This window comes from Amycolatopsis sp. NPDC004625 (assembly GCF_040609695.1).
Classification (GTDB): domain Bacteria; phylum Actinomycetota; class Actinomycetes; order Mycobacteriales; family Pseudonocardiaceae; genus Amycolatopsis.
The window spans coordinates 66084-80658 of record NZ_JBEXKX010000005.1; the positions used below are offsets into that span (position 1 = coordinate 66084).

Consider the following 14575-nt stretch of genomic DNA (forward strand, 5'->3'; position numbering starts at 1 on the left):
CGTTTCCCGGGAGGTTTTCCATGCTCCGTGTGTTCCTCGTCGACGACCACGAGGTCGTCCGCCGTGGCGTCGCCGACCTGCTGGACGAGGACGAAAACCTCACGGTGGTCGGCCAGGCCGGCAGCGTGTCGCAGGCACTGGCCCGCATCCCGGCGCTGAACCCGGACGTGGCCGTGCTGGACGTCCGCCTGCCCGACGGCAACGGCATCGAGCTGGCCCGCGAGCTGCGCTCCAAGCTGCCCGAGCTGAAGTGCCTGATGCTGACGTCCTACACCGACGAGCAGGCGATGCTCGACGCGGTGATGGCCGGGGCGAGCGGGTTCGTGATCAAGGACATCAAGGGCATGGACCTGGTCTCGGCGGTGCAGCACGTCGGCGCGGGCAAGTCCCTGCTCGACGCGCACGCGGCGGCCGCCCTGATGGCGAAGCTGCGCGACAGCCAAGCCAAGAAGGGACCCCTGGCCGACTTGTCGGACCAGGAGCGGAAACTGCTGGAGCTGATCGGCGAGGGCCTGACCAACCGGCAGATTTCGGAGCGGATGTTCCTGGCCGAGAAGACGGTGAAGAACTACGTCTCGCGGCTGCTGACGAAGCTGGGGATGGAGCGGCGGACGCAGGCCGCGGTGCTGGCCACCGAACTGCGCAACCAGGGCGGCTAGCGCTCAGGCCCTCAGGCACTCAGTCCCTCAGGCACTCAGCCGCGAAGGTGCCAGCAGGACGTCGTCCAGGGAGCGCCGCGGTGTCCACGGCACCGGCGCGCCCCGGCCCAGGCGCAGCACGATCTGCGGCCACAGCCCGCCGCCGAGCAGGTGGCGCAGCTCCGCGCGGACCGGCGGGACCTCCACCGGCTGGGAGATGAACGACGCGTCGAGCCCGGCCGCCGTGGCCGTCAGCAGGACCCGCTGCATCGCCTGACCGGCGCGGAGGCGGTCGGTCCTCGTGTCGTCGAACGAGCCGATCACCACCACCAGGGGCTCGGAGTGGTCCGTGCGGTCGCGCCGCCGGGTGCCGAAGTCGCGCAGGACCCAGCCGCCGTTGTCCGACGGCATCGCGCCCGCCGCGAACTCGGGGACGCCGTCGCGGGTGTCCGGGGTGCGCGCGGTCCAGTACCGCCACTCCGCGAGGAAGGCCGGCTCGGCGACCTGGGCGTGGTGGGCCTTGTGCACCAGCTCCCGCAGCCCCGCCAGCTGGTTCGCGGCCAGCCGCGGCAGCCAGGCCTGCTCGACCTCGGCGGCGTGCCGGAGGTCGGCGACCAGGGCCGGGGGCACCACGCCGGCCTCGAACGGCGTGCGGTTCGTGTGCCGGCGGGGGATCGCGTCCGCCAGCTCGACCAGGCGGGGATCGGGCCGCCGGGCGGCGAACGGGCGGACGACGGCCAGCAGCGTCGGGTCGTCGCGCCGGGGGAACAGCGTCGTGGCCGGGTGGGCGCCGAGGGCGTGGATGGCGGTGCGCAGGTTGAACAGGGCGGCGCCGCAGGACAGCAGCAGCTCGCGCCGGTCGGCGTCGGCCACCGGCAGCGCGCGGTCCGGGTCGGCATGCAGCTCGAGGCCCGCGGGCGTGCAGCGGAACCGCCACGGCTGCGTGTTGTGCGTCGACGGCGCGAGCACCGCCGCGCCGATCACGGACTTCACCTGATCGGGGTCCAGCAGGCCGATCGAGGTGATGGGTAGTGTCATGGTTTCCCCTCGGTGCCGGGGACCGGTACGCGGTCGATCCGGAAGCTTCCGTCGACGGTCCCCTTTCCGCGGCGCCGCGGAAAGGGGACAAAGTCACCGATGATGCGGAGGTCCTGGTGAGCGAAGCCGGGCAGGAGCCACGGCGGATGGCGGGCACGCTGTCCGGCCTTCGGCTGCGTGAGCTGCTGCGTGACCTGCAGGACCGGATCGAGCTGCTGATCGGCACCCGCGACAAGATGGACGGCCTGCTCGACGCGGTGCTGGCCGTCGCCTCCGGGCTCGAGCTGGACACGACGCTGACGCGGATCGTGCAGGCCGCCATCGAGCTGGGGGAGGCGAAGTACGGCGCACTCGGCGTGCTCGCCGACGACGGGTCGCTGTCCGAATTCGTCCACATCGGCATCGACGACGAAACCCGCCGTCTCATCGGCGACCTGCCGCAGGGCCACGGCGTGCTCGGCGTGGTCATCGAAGAGGCGAAACCCCTGCGGCTGGAGGACATCTCCGCCCACCCGGCGTCGGTCGGCTTCCCCGCCCACCACCCGCCGATGCACTCGTTCCTCGGCGTGCCGGTGCGCGTGCGCGACGAGGTGTTCGGCCGGCTGTACCTGACCGAGAAGAAGAACGGCGAGCCGTTCACCGACGACGACGAGGTCGTGGTGCAGGCACTGGCCGCGGCGGCCGGCATCGCGATCGAGAACGCGCACCTCTACGAGCAGGCGCGGGTGCGGCAGCAGTGGCTGGCCGCGACCAGCGAGGTGACGACCGAGCTGCTGGGCGGCACCGACCCGGCCGAGGCGCTCACCCTGATCGCGAGCCGCGCGCTGGAGCTGACCGGCTCCGACGTCACGATGCTCGCGCTGCCGAACTCCGGGCGGCTGGACGTCGACGAGGACTGGGGTGACGCCGTCGACGACCTGACGGTCACCGTGTGCGCGGGGATGCGGGCGGCCGAGCTGTCGGGGACGCGCATCGACATCGAGGACAGCGTGCCCGGCTCGGTGTACCGGGACCGGACGCCGCGCAGCGTGCCCGAGCTCGCCCTGCGCGAGCACCGCTTCGGGCCCGCGATGGTGGTTCCGCTGCGGGCGGGCGACCGGACGACCGGCGTGCTGATCGCGGCCCGCGAGGCCGGCGCCGGTTCGTTCGAAGCGACGCAGCTGTCGGTGGTGGCGTCCTTCGCCGACCAGGCGGCGCTGGCGCTGCAGCTGGCCGCGCAGCAGCGGGCCGCGCGCGAACTGGACGTGCTCGGCGACCGCGACCGGATCGCGCGCGACCTGCACGACCACGTCATCCAGCGGCTCTTCGCGGTGGGCTTGTCGATGCAGAGCACCCAGCGGCGGACGAAGTCCCCGGAGCTGCAGAAGCGCCTGGGCGACAGCATCGAGCAGATGCACGAGATCGTCCAGGAGATCCGCACGGCGATCTTCGACCTGCACGGCGGCGCGGCGGGCGAGACGGGCGTGCGCCTGCGCCACCGCCTGCACGACGCGATCGCCGAGCTCACCGACGACGCCCCGCTGCAGCCGACGGTCAGCATGTCCGGCCCGATCGACACGGTGCCGGCCCAGCTGGCCGAACACGTCGAGGCGGTGGTGCGCGAAGCGGTGAGCAACGCGGTCCGCCACGCGGACGCCTCGGCGGTCTCGGTGTCGATCGCGGTGAAGGAGGAGACGATCCGCATCACCGTGACCGACGACGGCAAGGGGCTGGCGGAGGGGATCTCGCCCAGCGGGCTGGGGAATCTGCGCGATCGGGCGGAGGCGTCGGGCGGGACGTTCTCGGTGGGGAACGGGCCGGAGGGCGGGGTCAAGGTCGAGTGGTCGGCGCCGCTCGCCTGAGCGGCCGAGAGCTCCGCACCCGGTCGGCTGAGCGGCGGGAAGCACCGCCCTGGTCGGCCTCGACCTCGAGTTCCCCCATCGCCGCCGGCTGTTCCTCGGTCAGGTCCGGCATCGCCCGGCCCGCCGCGGGGTAGCCGGCGACCCGGGCGGGGCCGCTGCGGTGGCCAGGCCGGCCCCGGGGTCCTCGCGCCCGGCTTCGGTGACGAAGGTCCTCCCGGTTCGGGCAATCCGGCCGCGTCGCCCGGCCACCTTCCCGAGGTCTCCTTGTCCTGCGACACCGGATGTCGCACGGAAGGAGGAACGGATGACTGCCCTGGTGCCGGGCTCACGCCTGGCGTTGCCGAGCATCGCGGCGTGGCTGGAACACCCCTGGCCGTTCGCCGAGCACAACCCGGTCCGGATCGAGGAGTCCGCTGAGGACGGCAAGTACCTCGTGCGGGCCGAACTGCCCGGCTTCGACCCGGAGAAGCACATCTCCGTGACCACGCACAACGGGCTGCTGACCATCTCCGCCGAGCGTGAGGCGAAGGAGACCGCCGAAGGCGGCCGCAGCGAGTTCTACTACGGCACCTTCAGCCGCACAGTCAGCCTGCCGGCCGGAGCCGACCCGGCGAAGGTCAAGGCGACGTACACCGACGGCATCCTCGAGGTTTCGATGCCGATTTCGGAGCACCCGCGCGACAAGCACGTCAAGATCCAGGTCACCAAGGACTAGGTGACCCTCCGCGGTGGGCGCGGCCCTCGGTCGGCCGCGCCCACCCTCATGCCCTGAGGAGAAACGATGACCCGGGCCCTGCTCGCGCACGGCGACGTGGTGCTCGTGCGCCCGTTGCATCCGGCCGACACGGCCGACGTGCTCGCTCTGCACACCCGGCTCACCCAGCGGGACACCTACTTCCGGTTCTTCGGCGCCCGCCCGAACACCCTGGACAAGCTGGCGGCGGACATCGCCGCCGAGCCCGGGCCCGGCCACTACGCCGTGGGCTGCTACCGGCGTGGCGCGTTGGTCGGCGTCGCGAACTACGAGGTGCTGAACGACGCCGCCGACGCCGAAGTCGCCCTCGTGGTCGACGGGGCCGTGCGCACCCAGGGCGTGGCGACCCTGCTGATGGAACACCTCGTCTCCCACGCCCGGAAGACCGGCCTGAAGCGGTTCCTCGCCGAAGTGCTGGCCGAGAACGCCAACGTCATCCACGTCTTCAAGGACCTCGGCCTGAGCTTCGAGGCCAGCGTCGGCGGCCCCGAACGCGACGTCGTGATGGTGCTCGAAGACGATCCCGCGTACGTCGAGGCGGTGCTGGAGCGCGACTCGATCGCCGACGCGGCCAGCCTGGCACACCTGTTCCGGCCGTCCTCGATCGCCGTGATCGGCGCCGGGCGCCGCCCGGGTTCGGTGGGGCACGCCGTGCTGGGCAACCTGATCGCCGCCGGCTTCCCCGGCCCGGTCGAGGTGGTGAACCCGCACGCGGACGAGATCCTCGGCGTGCCCAGCGTCCCGTCCGTCGCGGCACTGACCCACACCCCCGAGCTCGCGGTGATCTGCCTGCCCGCACCGGCCGCCGCCGACGCGGTCGAAGCGTGCGGGAAACGCGGGGTCCGGGCCGTCGTCATCATCTCCTCCGGGCTCACCGGCACCGGCGCGGGCGAGCGCGTCCACGCGGCCGTGCGCGAGTACGGCCTGCGGCTGGTCGGGCCGAACTGCCTCGGCGTCGTCTCCACCGACCCGGTCCGCCCCTACGACCTCACCTTCCTCGCCACGCCCGTCCGGCCGGGCAACATCGGCGTCGTCACCCAGTCCGGCGGCGTCGGCATCGCGCTCGCCGAATCCCTCGGCGACCTCGGCCTCGGGATGTCCACCCTGGTCTCCACCGGCGACAAGTACGACGTCAGCGGCAACGACCTGCTGATGTGGTGGGCCACCGACCGGCGCACCGAACTGGCCGTGCTCTACCTCGAGTCCTTCGGCAATCCCCGCAAGTTCGGCCGGCTGGCCCGCCGGCTCGCCCGCACCCGCCCGGTGCTCGCCGTCCGCTCCGGCAGCGGCGACACCGCCCAGCGCGCCGCCGCCTCGCACACCGCCGCGGCCGCCACCCCCGCCGTCACCCGGGACGCGCTGTTCGAGCAGGCCGGCGTGATCGCCGTCGACACCGTCGCCGAGCTGGTGGACGTCATCGCCGGGCTGTCCTGGCAGCTGCTGCCCGGCGGCCCGCGGGTGGCCGTGGTGAGCAACGCCGGTGGCGCCGGAGTTCTGGCCGCCGACGCCTGCGAGCGCGAAGGCCTCGTCATGGCCGAGCTGTCCCAGAACACGCGGGACAGTCTCGCCAAGTTGCTGCCCGCCGAAGCGGCGCTGCGCAATCCGGTCGACACGACCGCGGCCGTCGCGCCCGAGGTGTTCGCCGACGCCCTGCGCGCGGTCCTCGACGACGACGGCGTCGACGCGGTCATCGCCGCGACCGTGCCCACCGCGGTCGGCGACCCCGGTACGTCGCTGGCCGCGGTGCTCCCACCCGAGTACAAGACCGTCTTCGCGGTCCGGCCCGGCCAGCGCGCCCGGGTGGCGCCGCTGGTGCCCGGCCGCGGCGTCACCGCCTGCTACGACGACCCGGCCGCGGCCGCCGCGGTCCTGGCCCGGCTCGTCCGGTACGAGCAGTGGCTGAACCGGCCCGAAGCCGGCGAACACCTGGAGCCGCTGGCGGATCCGGACGCCCTGCGGGTGTTCGCGGGCGAACGCGAAGGCTGGCTCCCACCCGCCGACGCCGTCGAGCTGCTGCGCCTGGCCGACATCCCGATGGTGGAGACCCACTACGTCGAAGCCGGCGACTCGATGGACGCCGCGGCCGCCGACCTCGGCTCGCCGGTCGTGCTGAAAGCCGACGCCGAGGGCCTGCTGCACAAGACCGCCGGTGGCGGCGTCCTGCTCAACGTGCGCGGAGCCGACCGAATCCTGGAGGCGTTCCGGACCCTGCGGGCGCGCTTCGGGTCCGCCTTGCGTGGCGTGACGGTCCAGCCGATGGCCGAACCCGGCCGCGAGCTGCTGGTCGGCGTGCGCTCGGACCCGGTGTTCGGGCCGCTGGTCGTGTTCGGACTGGGCGGCGTCGACACCGACCTGATCGCCGACCACGCCGCCCGGCTCGCGCCGCTCACCGGCGCCGACGCGGACCTGCTCCTGGACGGGCTGCGCTCGTCGAAGCCGCTGTGGGCGTCCGGGCTGGACCGGGCGGCGGTGCGCGAGCTGCTGCTGAAGGTCAGCCGCCTGGCCGAGCTCGTGCCGGAGCTGACCGAACTGGACCTCAACCCGGTGCGTGTGCGCGCGAACGGCTGCGTGGCGCTGGACGTCCGCGCCCGTGTGGCGCCCGTCGCGGCCGAAGACCCGTTCCTGCGCCACCTGCGAGACTGAAGGAGCGACCCGTGCGTGTGCTGACCTTGAACCCCGGCTCGTCGAGCGTGAAGGTGTCGCTGGTCGCCGACGGCACCGCCATCGGCTGGGCCGCCTGGAACCAGACCGATCCGGCCGTGGTCGGCCAGGCGATCCGCCGCTGGTCCGAGGTGGACGCCGTCGCCGTCCGGTTCGTCCACGGCGGCTCGCAGAAAGCTCCCGCACGCGTCGACGACGCCCTGCTCGCCAACCTCGACCGGCTCACCTCCCTGGCGCCGAACCACCAGCCGCTGTCGGTTTCGGTGACCCGCGAGGTCCGGCGGCTGCTGCCGGACGTGCCGGTGGTGGCCTGCTTCGACACCGCCTTCCACGCCCGGATGCCGGAAGCGGCCGCGCGGTACCCGCTGCCCCGGGCGTGGACCGTGCAGAACCGCTTGCGCCGCTACGGTTTCCACGGCCTGTCCTGCCAGTACTCGTTGCACCGCACCGGCGAGCTGCTGGGCCGAGCGCCGGAGGAGCTGCAGCTCGTGTGCGCGCACGTCGGCGCCGGCGTGTCGGTGACCGCGATCCGCGACGGCCACGGCGTCGACACCAGCATGGGTTTCACGCCGCTCGAAGGCGCCATGATGGCCACCCGGTCCGGCTCGGTCGACCCCGGCCTGCTGCTGCACGTGATGCAGACGGCGCCGATGAGCGCGGCGGAGATGGCCGACGCGTTGTACCACCGCTCCGGGCTGGCCGGGATGACCGGCACCGACGGCGATCTGCGGCGCGTGCTCGCCGCGGTCGCTCGCGGCGACCGCGACGCGTCGGTGGCGCTCGACGTCTACCGGCACCGGCTCCGCCGGGAGATCGGCGCGGCGGCGGCGAGCCTGTCCCGGCTGGACGCGGTGGTGTTCACCGGTGGCGTCGCCGAGCACCAGCCCGAGCTGATCACGTCCGTCGTCGACGGGCTGGGCGTGCTCGGCCTGCGGGCCGGAGCCGTCCCGCACACCGACGTCGACCGGGTCGTCACCCGGCCGGAATCCCCGGTGCCCGCCCTGATCGTGCGGCCCCGGGAGGACCTGGAGCTGGCCCGCGGCGCCGAAGAGGCGCTCGCCCGAGTATCCGTGAGGTGACCCCGTGCACGTCCTGCTGACCGAAGCGTCCTTCGGCGACGCCGACTTCCTCGTCCAGCCCCTGCGCGACGCCGGCTGCCTGGTCAGCCGCTGCCACGACCGCACCGGGCTCTGCCGCGCCCTCGCCCCGGGCGGCCGCTGCCCGCTCGACGAGCCGTTCGCCCAGCCCGACCTCGTCGTCGACGTCCGCGGCCGGGAACCCGAGCTGACCGCGCGCGAGTTCGGCGTCGTGTGCGCCGTCCGCGACCACGTGCCGGTCGCCCTGGTCTCCCCGGACCCCGACGTCCGCGCGGAGATCCCGCCGGGCCTCGACAACCGCGTCACCGTGATCGACGTCGACGGCCTGCTGGCCACCTGCCGGGCCGCCACCAGGCATCTCCCGGTGCGCCCGGGCAGATGAGCGGGTTCCGCTGGGACACCTCGTCCCGCGCCGTGCTCGGCGACGCGCTGGTGCGGCTGGGCCCGAACCGGTGCGTCGCCGAGGTGCGGCCGGACGAGGTCGTCCTGACCGAACCGCCCGCCCGGCGCGACCGGGCGGGCACCGCGGCCCTGTTCGAGTGCGGTGCGGCGTTGTCGACCGTCTGGACGGTGCTGCGGGTCCTGGGCCGTGATCCGGTCGTGGTGTTCCCGTACGACGCCGACCGGCCCGACGTCGCGGCGGTCGTCCGGGCCGGTGGGGCGCGGCCGCCGTCGAGCGCCGAGTGGGCGCGGTACGTGGCCCTGCGCAAGCTGGCGGAACCGGAGCTGCGGCCGGTCAGTCTCGCGGTCCTGGGTGCGCTGGTGGGCGAGGACTTCTGGCCGGAGACCGACGTCCGGATCGTGCGGCCCGGCTGGGTGCCGGCCCTGGCGCAGCTCGGCGCCGACGTCACCGGCCAGTCGGCCCTGCTCGTCACCACCCCCGGCGACGACCGCCGGCACCACGTCCTCGCCGGGGCCGCGCTGCACGGCACCCGGCTGGCTGCGGTGGTCCGCGGGTTCGCGTCAAGGAGCGTCCCGTTACCCCGGCTGACCCCCGCCGAGCGGGTCCGCCAGACCGACATCCTGCCCGGCGTCCCGCAGGGACTGCTGCTGATCGGCCTCGCCACCCCGAAGCGAAGGAAGGCACGATGACCACGCACCTGAAGAGCAACCCGGCCGAGGCGCCGCCGGTCGACGCGCGGGAGCCGGTCGCCCGGCTGCTGCGGGACCTGCGGACCACCCCGACCGGCCTGACCGCCCGGGAAGCCACCCGCCGGCTGCAGGTGAGCGGCCCGAACGCGCTGCTGGCGCACGGCGGCCACCGCTGGCCCCTGGCCCTGCTGCGGCAGCTGATCCATCCCCTCGCGCTGCTGCTGTGGGTCGCGGGCGGGCTGGCCTGGGTCGCCGGGACGACGAACCTGGCGATCGCGATCGCCGGCGTCATCCTGCTCAACGGCCTGCTGGCGTTCGTCCAGGAACAGCAGGCGGAAAAGGCGGTCGAGGCGCTGGGGAAGTACCTGCCCGACCGGGCGCCCGTGCTGCGCGACGGCCAGGTGTGGCACGTCCCGGCGGTCGAACTGGTCCCCGGTGACGTCCTCGTCCTCGAGGAGGGCAACCGGATCCCCGCCGACGCGCGGCTGATCGACGGCACGGTGGACGTCGACGCGTCGATGCTGACGGGGGAGTCGGTGCCGGTGACCCGGATGGCCGACACCCCCGACGACGCGGCGCGCCCGCTCGACTCGCCGGTCCTCGTCTTCAGCGGCACGGTGTGCGTCGCCGGGGCCGCGCACGCGGTCGTCCACGCCACCGGGCGGCACACCGAGATCGGCCGGATCGCGTCGCTCTCCTCGCGCGTCGGGCGGGAAGAAAGCCCGCTGGAACGCCAGGTGCGGCGGGTGGCGTGGCTGATCGCGCTGGTCGCGGTCGTCGTCGGGATCGGCTTCCTGCCGCTGGGCTGGCTGGCCGGGCTGTCCTGGTCGGCGGCGTTCGTGTTCGCGATCGGGCTGCTGGTGGCGAACGTCCCCGAAGGCCTGCTGCCGACGATCACCCTGGCCCTGGCCGCGGGGGTCCGGTCGATGGCGAAGGCGGGGGCGCTGGTGAAGCGGCTGTCCGCGGTGGAGACGCTGGGATCGACCACGGTGATCTGCACCGACAAGACCGGGACGCTGACGCGCAACGAGATGAGCGTCGAAGAGGTGCACCCGTTGGGGGAGTCGCTCGCCGAGGCGCTGGCCCGGTGCAGCACCGCTGACGTGACCGGGTCGAGCGGTGATCCCACCGAACTCGCGTTGCTGCGGTACGCGAGTTCGCACGGCGCCGATCCGTCCACCCGGGACGCGGCTCGGAGAGCGTTGTACCCGTTCGACCCGCGCCTCAAAAGAATGTCCACTGTGGATCTCGTCGACGGTTCCCTGCGGATTTCGACCAAGGGGGCGCCGGAGCAGGTCCTGCCCCGCTGCGCGATGCCGGCCGAGGAACGGGCGCGCCTCCTGGCGCTCGTCGACGAGATGGCGGGCCGGGCTCTGCGAGTGCTCGCGGTCGCCTCGCGCCGGGTGGCCGGGCTGCCGGCCGGCCGCGAGGAAGCCGAGCGGGATCTGACCCTGCTCGGTCTGGTGGGCCTGGTCGACCCGCCCCGGCCCGAGGTCGCCGCGGCGGTCGCGGACTGCCGTTCGGCGGGCATCCGGGTGCACGTGGTGACCGGGGACAACGGCCGCACGGCGGCGGAGATCGCCCGCCGCGTCGGAATCGGCGCGGACCGCGTGATCAGCGGCGAGGAACTGGCCGACCTGCCGGAACCCGCGCTCGACGAGGCACTGACGGCCAACGGCGAAATCGTGTTCTCGCGCGCGGCCCCGGAAGACAAGCTGCGCATCGCGGACGCGTTGCGCGACTGCGGCGAAGTGGTGGCGATGACCGGCGACGGCGTCAACGACGCCCCGGCGCTGCGCCGCGCGGACATCGGCGTGGCGATGGGCGTCGGCGGCACGGACGTGGCCAAGGAAGCGGCGACGGTGGTCCTGACGGACGACAACTTCGCCACGATCGTCGCCGGGGTCCGGGAAGGGCGCCGGGTCTTCGACAACGTGCGGAAGTTCGTGTTGTACATCTTCGCGCACGCGGTGCCGGAGGTGCTGCCGTTCCTGCTGTTCGCGGTGTCGGGCGGGATGATCCCGCTGCCGTTGACGGTGCTGCAGATCCTCGCGATCGATCTCGGGACCGAGACGTTGCCTGCCCTGGCTTTGGGGCGCGAGCCGGCCGAGCCCGGGTTGATGTCCCGCCGTCCGCGCCGCCGTTCCGAAGGCGTGGTCACGGGCCGGATGCTCCTGCGCGCCTGGGGAATCATGGGGCTGTTGTCGGGAGTGCTGGTGCTGGGAGCGTTCTTCGCGGTGCTGTACGCGGCGGGCTGGCACCCGGGCGCCGACGTCTCTTCGGGCGCTCTCCACGCGGCCTACCTCCAGGCGACGACGACGAGCTTCGCGGCAATCGTGGCCTGTCAGGTGGGCACGGCGTTCGCGGCCCGCACCGAGCGCGTGTCGCTGCGTTCGGTGGGCCTGACGACGAACCGGTTGCTGCTGGGCGGAATCGTGTTCGAGCTGGTGTTCGCGGCGGCGCTGATCTACCTGCCGCCGTTGCAGACGCTGTTCGGGACGGCGGCGTTGCCGGCCTGGGTGGTGGCGATGCTGCTCCCGATGCCGGTGCTGGTCTGGGGTGCCGACGAGGTCTTCCGGTGGGCCACCCGCCAGAAGGACAGCCCCTCGTCTCACGCGGGCTGAAACAGCTCGACCGGGTTGCCGCTCGGATCGTCGAGCACGATCTGCTGCCCGCCCGGACCGGTGACCACGTCGCTGCGGAAGGACACGCCGGCCGCACGCAGGCGGGCCACCTCGGCGTGGACGTCGTCGACGATCAGGTGGATGCGGTTCCACCCGCCGGGGCCGGGCCGGGTTCCGTCGGGCATGGCGCGGCCCGCGGAACTGGCCGGACCGCTGAGCAGCAGGCGGAGGTGCCCGCGGACGACGTCGGCGAAGGCGGGAGCCGCGCTGAAGCGCACGGTGAACCCGAGGTGGGTGGTGTAGAAGCCGAGCGACGCTTCGACGTCGTCGACCAGGTACCGCACGCTGACCAGGGCGGCCGGGTCATCGGTCATGGCCGGTCCTCCTCTTCCTTCGCCGGAGCCGAAAGCACGGGGATCAGGAACCGGATCCGGCCGTCGAGCTCGGCGGCCGTCCGGCGGAACGCGGACAGCGTGTCCGCCTCGCCTGCGGGGTCGGGGATGCTCCAGTGGACGGCCTCGGGACGGCCGGGAAACTCCGGGCAGACCTCACGGACGCGGTCGCACAAGCTGATCACCAGGTCGAACCGGCGCCGCCGCAGCGAGTCCAGGTGCGTGGGCTCGTGCGTCAACGTGATGCCGTACTCGGCCGCGGCGCGTACCGCGTCGGGGTGCACCGGCTTCGGGTGACTGCCGGCGCTCGTCACCTCGACACCCGGGCCGGTCCGGTGACGCAGCAACGCCTCGGCCAACGGGGAGCGGCCGCTGTTGCCGGTGCAGACGAACAGCACGCGCGCCGCGCCCACCCGCGCGCCGGTGCCGGCCGCCAGGCCGGGGTGCAGCGACGCACCGGCCGCCGACCACGATCGGCTGCAGCGGGCCAGGTCCAGGTGGTAGTAGCTGTCGCGCCCGTCGAAGCTGCTGCGCCGGGACGTCACCAGCCCCGCGTCCCGCAGCTGTCGCAGGTGGTAGGAGACGAGGTTCTGCGGCTGGCCGAGCGCGGACACCAGTTCACGGACCCGGCGGTCGCCCGCGGCCAGCTCACGGGCGAGCCGCCAGCGAAGCGGGTCGCTCAGCAGCCGCACGAAGGGCGGCGGCGTTCCGGGCGCATCGGCTGTCGGCACGCCCGGAGAATACATCAATATGGATTGATGTATCTAGGCGTCGGCGGGCGTGAGCCGGTGCGCCGCCTCCGGGGTGATGACCACGACCGGGCACCGCGAGTACCGCACGCACTCGCGCCCCACGCTGCCCAGCACCAGGTCCGCCAGTGCCCCGCCGCGGTGGGCGCCCAGTACCAGCAGGTCCGCGTCCGCCGAGGCCGTCACCAGCTCCGTGGCCGGGTCGCCGTGGACCGTCCGGGTCTCGACCGAGGCCGGCGTCTCGGTCGCCAGTTCGCGCACGCGCGCGTCGAGCGAGTAGTCCGCCTCGGGGACCCGGCCGTGCGGCTGGATGGCGAACGACGTGCCGGGCAGCAGCGTGTCCCGCGGCCGGACGAGGATCGCCCGGACCGTGTCGCCCGCGTGGGCGCCGATTTCGAGGGTCCACCGCAGTGCCGCGTCGCCGCGGGGTGAACCGTCCGTGCCGACGATGATGACGCGACCAGTGCTCATGATCTCCTTCTTTCCTCCGGTGCTGCCCCGATCGTGCGGCCGGCCGGCTGCGGCCGGGTAGGGGACGAATTCCGCCGGACCGGGGGACTTTGTGCTCCGGTGCCGTCCCGCGGCCACCGCGACCATGGGCGGAGCACCCGGCTCCGCCACGAGGAGTGACCGCGATGATCGCCGCCCTGACCACCGAGCAGCTCGGCGTCCTCGCGCGCGCTGTGAGCCGCGCGCCTTCGGTGCACAACAGCCAGCCGTGGCAGCTGCTCGTCCGCGGCACCGAGGTGGATCTGCTGGAGCGCCGGGAGGTCCGGCTGCGACGGCACGACCCGTCCGGCCGGGACCGGCTGCTTTCCTGCGGGGCCGCGCTGACCAACCTCGAACTCGCGGTCCACGCCCTCGGCCGCGACTGCCACGTCGAGCCACGAGCCGACGGCGACGTCGTGGCCGCCGTGACGCTCGGCCGCCCGCGCGCCACCTCCAGCCGCGACTACCTGCTGTACCAGGCGATCGGCCGCCGCCGCAGCCACCGGCACCGGTTCTTCCACAACCGCGTGCCCACGGCCGTGCACCGGGCCCTGGTCGCCGCCGGCGACACGACGGGCGTGCACGTCGTCGTGCCCGGCCGGCTGGACAAGCTGGCCGAGCTCCTCGGCTTCGCCACGCGCGTCCTCCGGGACGACCGCGGCTACCAGCGCGAGCTCGAAGGGTGGACGGCCCACGCCCACGGGTGGGACGCGCACGGTGACGGCATCGCCGAGGGCGCGCTCAGCCCCGAAGCCCTGCCGGTCGCGGGGCTCGTCCGCACGGTCACGCCGGTCCCGGACGACGCTGTCCTCGCCGACCGGCTCGCCGCGGAGAACCTGCTGATCTTCTGCACCGACGGCGACACCCGCACCGACCACCTCGCCGCCGGCGCGGCGCTCCAGCGCGTCTGGCTCACCGCGGCGGCCAAGGCGCTGGTCGGGTCCGTGCTCACCCAGCCGCTGCACCTGACCGGCTTCCGGGCACGGCTGGTCTCCGAGCTGGCCCTGCCCGGCGTCCCGCAGGCGATTTTCCGGTTCGGCTACCCGGCCGTCCCTGCCGCCCCTTCACCCCGACTCCCGCTCGGCGAGCTGTTCCCACCTCCAGGATCCCGGTCGCGCCGATGACCAACCCGGACCGGGTGCCGTCGGCACCACTGCTCTACGTCGATCTCGCGATGCGCACGTGCCGCGGAAGGTCTTT

General features: G+C 73.6%; 13 protein-coding genes. 9 read left to right on the forward strand and 4 right to left on the reverse strand.

Going from position 1 to position 14575, the window contains the following annotated elements; translation table 11 throughout:
* Positions 1–20: 20 nt before the first annotated feature.
* Positions 21–659 (forward strand): response regulator transcription factor, encoded by a 639-nt coding sequence (locus ABZW17_RS07400; protein ID WP_354810660.1) that lies wholly within the window; start codon positions 21–23, stop codon positions 657–659.
* Positions 660–686: 27 nt separating this feature from the next.
* On the opposite strand, the gene ABZW17_RS07405 is transcribed toward ABZW17_RS07400, so the two are convergent.
* Positions 687–1676 (reverse strand): nitroreductase family protein, encoded by a 990-nt coding sequence (locus tag ABZW17_RS07405; protein WP_354810661.1) that lies wholly within the window; start codon positions 1674–1676, stop codon positions 687–689.
* Between the two features lie 146 nt (positions 1677–1822).
* Here ABZW17_RS07405 and ABZW17_RS07410 point away from each other — a divergent pair, with 146 nt between their 5' ends.
* The 7 genes from ABZW17_RS07410 (at position 1823) to ABZW17_RS07440 (ending at position 11745) form a co-directional block, all read left to right on the forward strand.
* Positions 1823–3517, forward strand: coding sequence for a GAF domain-containing protein (locus ABZW17_RS07410; protein WP_354811002.1), 1695 nt, complete (start codon positions 1823–1825; stop codon positions 3515–3517).
* A 304-nt stretch (positions 3518–3821) separates the two neighbouring features.
* Positions 3822–4232, forward strand: a complete 411-nt coding sequence (locus ABZW17_RS07415; RefSeq protein WP_354810662.1) for an Hsp20/alpha crystallin family protein — start codon at positions 3822–3824, stop codon at positions 4230–4232.
* 66 nt (positions 4233–4298) lie between these two features.
* Entirely contained in the window at positions 4299–6914 is a 2616-nt protein-coding gene (locus tag ABZW17_RS07420) for a GNAT family N-acetyltransferase (protein WP_354810664.1), read from the forward strand.
* An 11-nt stretch (positions 6915–6925) separates the two neighbouring features.
* Positions 6926–8011 carry an acetate kinase gene (locus ABZW17_RS07425; RefSeq protein ID WP_354810666.1) on the forward strand — a complete coding sequence of 362 codons (1086 nt, stop codon included), beginning with the start codon at positions 6926–6928 and terminating at the stop codon, positions 8009–8011.
* Between the two features lie 4 nt (positions 8012–8015).
* Positions 8016–8411 (forward strand): hypothetical protein, encoded by a 396-nt coding sequence (locus tag ABZW17_RS07430; protein WP_354810668.1) that lies wholly within the window; start codon positions 8016–8018, stop codon positions 8409–8411.
* Positions 8408–9121 carry a hypothetical protein gene (locus tag ABZW17_RS07435; protein WP_354810670.1) on the forward strand — a complete coding sequence of 238 codons (714 nt, stop codon included), beginning with the start codon at positions 8408–8410 and terminating at the stop codon, positions 9119–9121. Before ABZW17_RS07430 ends, ABZW17_RS07435 begins: the two co-directional genes overlap by 4 nt.
* Positions 9118–11745 carry a cation-transporting P-type ATPase gene (locus tag ABZW17_RS07440; protein ID WP_354810672.1) on the forward strand — a complete coding sequence of 876 codons (2628 nt, stop codon included), beginning with the start codon at positions 9118–9120 and terminating at the stop codon, positions 11743–11745. Before ABZW17_RS07435 ends, ABZW17_RS07440 begins: the two co-directional genes overlap by 4 nt.
* Here the strand turns inward: ABZW17_RS07440 and ABZW17_RS07445 are convergent.
* Genes ABZW17_RS07445 through ABZW17_RS07455 form a run of 3 tightly spaced genes read right to left on the reverse strand, consistent with a single transcriptional unit; the run spans position 11733 to position 13357 of the window.
* A complete protein-coding gene (locus ABZW17_RS07445; RefSeq protein WP_354810674.1) occupies positions 11733–12119 on the reverse strand; it encodes a VOC family protein in 387 nt (128 codons plus the stop codon). The genes ABZW17_RS07440 and ABZW17_RS07445 overlap by 13 nt on opposite strands.
* A complete protein-coding gene (locus ABZW17_RS07450; RefSeq protein ID WP_354810676.1) occupies positions 12116–12868 on the reverse strand; it encodes a metalloregulator ArsR/SmtB family transcription factor in 753 nt (250 codons plus the stop codon). The genes ABZW17_RS07445 and ABZW17_RS07450 overlap by 4 nt, the downstream gene beginning before the upstream one ends.
* A gap of 33 nt (positions 12869–12901) precedes the next feature.
* On the reverse strand, positions 12902–13357 hold the full coding sequence (locus ABZW17_RS07455) for a universal stress protein (protein ID WP_354810678.1): 456 nt from the start codon (positions 13355–13357) through the stop codon (positions 12902–12904).
* Between the two features lie 164 nt (positions 13358–13521).
* On the opposite strand from ABZW17_RS07455, the gene ABZW17_RS07460 reads away from it, so the two are divergent.
* Entirely contained in the window at positions 13522–14499 is a 978-nt protein-coding gene (locus ABZW17_RS07460; RefSeq protein WP_354810680.1) for a nitroreductase, read from the forward strand.
* Positions 14500–14575: the final 76 nt, after the last annotated feature.

Excerpts from the sequence above, each read along its gene's own strand:
- ABZW17_RS07400 (WP_354810660.1), top strand. The coding sequence starts at position 21 with ATGCTCCGTGTGTTCCTCGTCGACGACCACGAGGTCGTCCGCCGTGGC.
- ABZW17_RS07405 (WP_354810661.1), bottom strand. The coding sequence starts at position 1,676 with ATGACACTACCCATCACCTCGATCGGCCTGCTGGACCCCGATCAGGTG.
- ABZW17_RS07410 (WP_354811002.1), top strand. The coding sequence starts at position 1,823 with ATGGCGGGCACGCTGTCCGGCCTTCGGCTGCGTGAGCTGCTGCGTGAC.
- ABZW17_RS07415 (WP_354810662.1), top strand. The coding sequence starts at position 3,822 with ATGACTGCCCTGGTGCCGGGCTCACGCCTGGCGTTGCCGAGCATCGCG.
- ABZW17_RS07420 (WP_354810664.1), top strand. The coding sequence starts at position 4,299 with ATGACCCGGGCCCTGCTCGCGCACGGCGACGTGGTGCTCGTGCGCCCG.
- ABZW17_RS07435 (WP_354810670.1), top strand. The coding sequence starts at position 8,408 with ATGAGCGGGTTCCGCTGGGACACCTCGTCCCGCGCCGTGCTCGGCGAC.
- ABZW17_RS07440 (WP_354810672.1), top strand. The coding sequence starts at position 9,118 with ATGACCACGCACCTGAAGAGCAACCCGGCCGAGGCGCCGCCGGTCGAC.
- ABZW17_RS07445 (WP_354810674.1), bottom strand. The coding sequence starts at position 12,119 with ATGACCGATGACCCGGCCGCCCTGGTCAGCGTGCGGTACCTGGTCGAC.
- ABZW17_RS07455 (WP_354810678.1), bottom strand. The coding sequence starts at position 13,357 with ATGAGCACTGGTCGCGTCATCATCGTCGGCACGGACGGTTCACCCCGC.
- ABZW17_RS07460 (WP_354810680.1), top strand. The coding sequence starts at position 13,522 with ATGATCGCCGCCCTGACCACCGAGCAGCTCGGCGTCCTCGCGCGCGCT.